We start from the raw sequence: 2,590 nt of genomic DNA on the forward strand, positions 1-2,590 counted from the left end.
CCGCGGGTTCCTGCACTGGAGGCTTTCGTACGCAAGCGCCCGAAACCCTTCACACAATCGGCCGTTCAGACCAGCCACCATAAACGTCCGCTTGTGACAGAAGCTGCCGATCGGATACCGGTACCTATGAGGTACTTGGTATCAGCGGGCGTCATCGACCCGGCTAAGGTGGTGCGCACCGCGCTGCAGGATGCCGCGTCTGTTGCGGGTCTGCTGATCACCACCGCAGCGATCGTGACCGAGGCGCCAAAGGAAGACCGCACTGCGGCCTCCTCGCCGATGGACTTCTGATCGAAAGCTCATAGTGGGTCGGGGGCAGCTCGCAATCTGCTTCCGACCCAAGCCCGAACGTTCATGAACGCTAGGATGAACGGCGAAATTAGGCCAAATCTGTCATTGCTTGAAGAGCGCGCTGGTCGTGCCCCCAGAAGATGTTGATAGATTTCGCGGACAAAAGGAGCTGCTTCAGCCTACATCAAAAGAAGTTTGCGGCGATTGCTATCAGCAAAATCGAGCGAAGCCTGGTTCGATCTACAGCTGGGAAAACAAATCCCGAGTCAGCAGCGCCCGCTGCCGCAGCGGTGATAATTATCCCAATAGGCCCGATCACGCTGGCGCTGTTCGTTGCTGCGATTGTCGCCTGAACGGATGGCGCCAATGCCGCTAAATGGGATGGGAATGGGCTCGCGCCGCTGCGATGCGCGCGCGGCCATCTCGGCCTGCTGCAGCCGCTGTTCTTCGGTCAGACAGTTTTGCGGATTAAGACGGCAAAACGCCACCTCCCAGCTGTCATCCACCATCAACTGCATCGCGGCCCGCGCATCAGGCCGGATGATTTCTGAGAGGGTCGCTGGGCTGGCGATCCGGCTGCGCAGCGAATTGATATACACAAACTCGTAATAGGTCGGCGCTTCCTCGATATGGATCAAACGACCCCGGACGCGTTCGTCGAGATACAGCTTGGTGCGGCGCAGATCGCGGTTGCCGGGCTCCATTTCGCGCATTGCGGTCAGGCGATAGCCACTTCCCATAGTTGCGGCGCCATCTACGATCCGCTCGAGCAGACCGGAAAAGTCATCGAAAATCGGACTTTTTGGTGTCCACGGGCTGACGATCTGCGGCTTCAGCGCTGTGATGCGGCACATGGTTTCCGGCCCACCCTCCGGATCCTTGCCGTAATAGGCAGTAAACAGGATCGTCGTATTCTGCTCCTGTCGCATGTACAGCGTTTCGGAATTCGGCGCGAGCCGGAAGCCGTTTTCCCGCAAACGCGTTGCAAGATTGCCCTGATCCTCGCCCTCCCAGCACATATTGAAGCTGCCGAGAACCAGTTTCTCCTTGATGGTCAGCGCCTGCGCCTGGGCCGGTGCGGCGCTGCCGAGCCATGCCGTCGCCAGCACACAAGCGGCCCCGGCAATGCTCCGAATCACCGCGGTGTCCGTGCTGCTGTGGTCAGGCGGACCGCAGCCAGTGCCTGCTTTTCCACCCAACCCTTCTGCCCCGGTTGCGCACCGCAGAACACATCCAGCAAGTCCGTGCCGTCAGAAACCAGCACATGCCGAACGAAAACCTCGCGGTCGACCCCCAGCAGCTCGAAAAGCTTGCCCCGCTGGTCGAACGTCACCGCCTGAACTGGCGTGCCGTTCACCCCACCGGGCGAAGCGAGCGCGACAACCTTTTGCGACAGGACCGGCGATGCGCCGTCTGCAACCTGCGACACATAGGCACCGGGATCCCGCACCAGCGCAGCGGGTGCGTCTACTATCGCATTATCGCCGAGCGACCTGAAGGCTCCACGCACCAGCATGGCACCGCAAATAATCTGCGGCTGCCCGGGATAGGAGAACCAGCGGTCGCGCCCCAGAGCATCGCCATGCGGTTCAGTGAGCGTTGCGGGATAGACGATTTGCCAGCGCCCCTCGGGATCGGTAAACACCGCGTCCTGCCAGACATTGGGACCCTTCTGGGTTATGATCTGCCCCCATTGGGTGCGCGACGGTACTGGCCAGAGCGCTTCACCTGTTGCAGGTGTCTGAATGGCAGGCTTACCAGCCGAGTTGTCGAGATCGAACTTCTGCTGCAATGCCGACGCTGACGACGCCAGTCCCACCAGGCATGATGTCGCGCTTAGCACGATAAACGAGCGTTTCCATTTCCGATCTGTTATGCGTGCCACGAATTCCAATCCCTGCATTTTGCCATTTCGCCCCCGACAGGCTGTGCCAAAGTTTTGCCGCGTTAGGTCGAGTCCGTCAACGTGCTGAATGTTTTGGTTGACGCTCCAGCTATATTGTCAGGCGACGTTGCGTGAAGTCGGTTGTGGCCGCGCCTTTACGATCGTTGGATCTGGGACAAAAGCTAGGCAACTGCGCCGTTTCACGGCGCGCTTTGCCTCAGATGCACGTCCGGTATCGCAGACTTGCAGTCTAGCAGCAGCGGTGTCGCCAGTAGACTCTTCCATAGTCATACGCCTAAGGCCGGGTTGGCCGATTGGAGAACGCTCGGCAAGCCCAATTGCGCGACGCCTTTCGACCCACAGCACGAACCCGCTTCGCGGGAGAGTCGCTTGGGGTGACGTAGCGTAGTATTG

The 2,590-nt window shown here is 59.8% G+C and carries 3 protein-coding genes; 1 reads left to right on the plus strand and 2 read right to left on the minus strand.

All coding sequences use genetic code 11. From position 1 onward, the window contains the following. The first annotated feature begins 126 nt into the window (after positions 1-126). Positions 127-291 carry a hypothetical protein gene (locus IP68_RS20370; RefSeq protein ID WP_156318285.1) on the plus strand — a complete coding sequence of 55 codons (165 nt, stop codon included), beginning with the start codon at positions 127-129 and terminating at the stop codon, positions 289-291. 266 nt (positions 292-557) lie between these two features. Here the strand turns inward: IP68_RS20370 and IP68_RS18805 are convergent, their stop codons facing one another. Together IP68_RS18805 and IP68_RS18810 are read right to left on the minus strand one after the other, a co-directional pair. Further along, positions 558-1,400: a hypothetical protein gene (locus IP68_RS18805; protein WP_054136563.1), complete on the minus strand. Its 843-nt coding sequence runs from the start codon at positions 1,398-1,400 to the stop codon at positions 558-560. Between the two features lie 26 nt (positions 1,401-1,426). After that, complete coding sequence (locus tag IP68_RS18810; RefSeq protein WP_197275865.1) at positions 1,427-2,176, minus strand: hypothetical protein; 750 nt, start codon at positions 2,174-2,176, stop codon at positions 1,427-1,429. Between the last annotated feature and the right edge of the window lie 414 nt (positions 2,177-2,590).

The organism is Blastomonas sp. AAP25 (assembly GCF_001295965.1).
Classification (GTDB): Bacteria; Pseudomonadota; Alphaproteobacteria; order Sphingomonadales; family Sphingomonadaceae; genus Blastomonas; species Blastomonas fulva.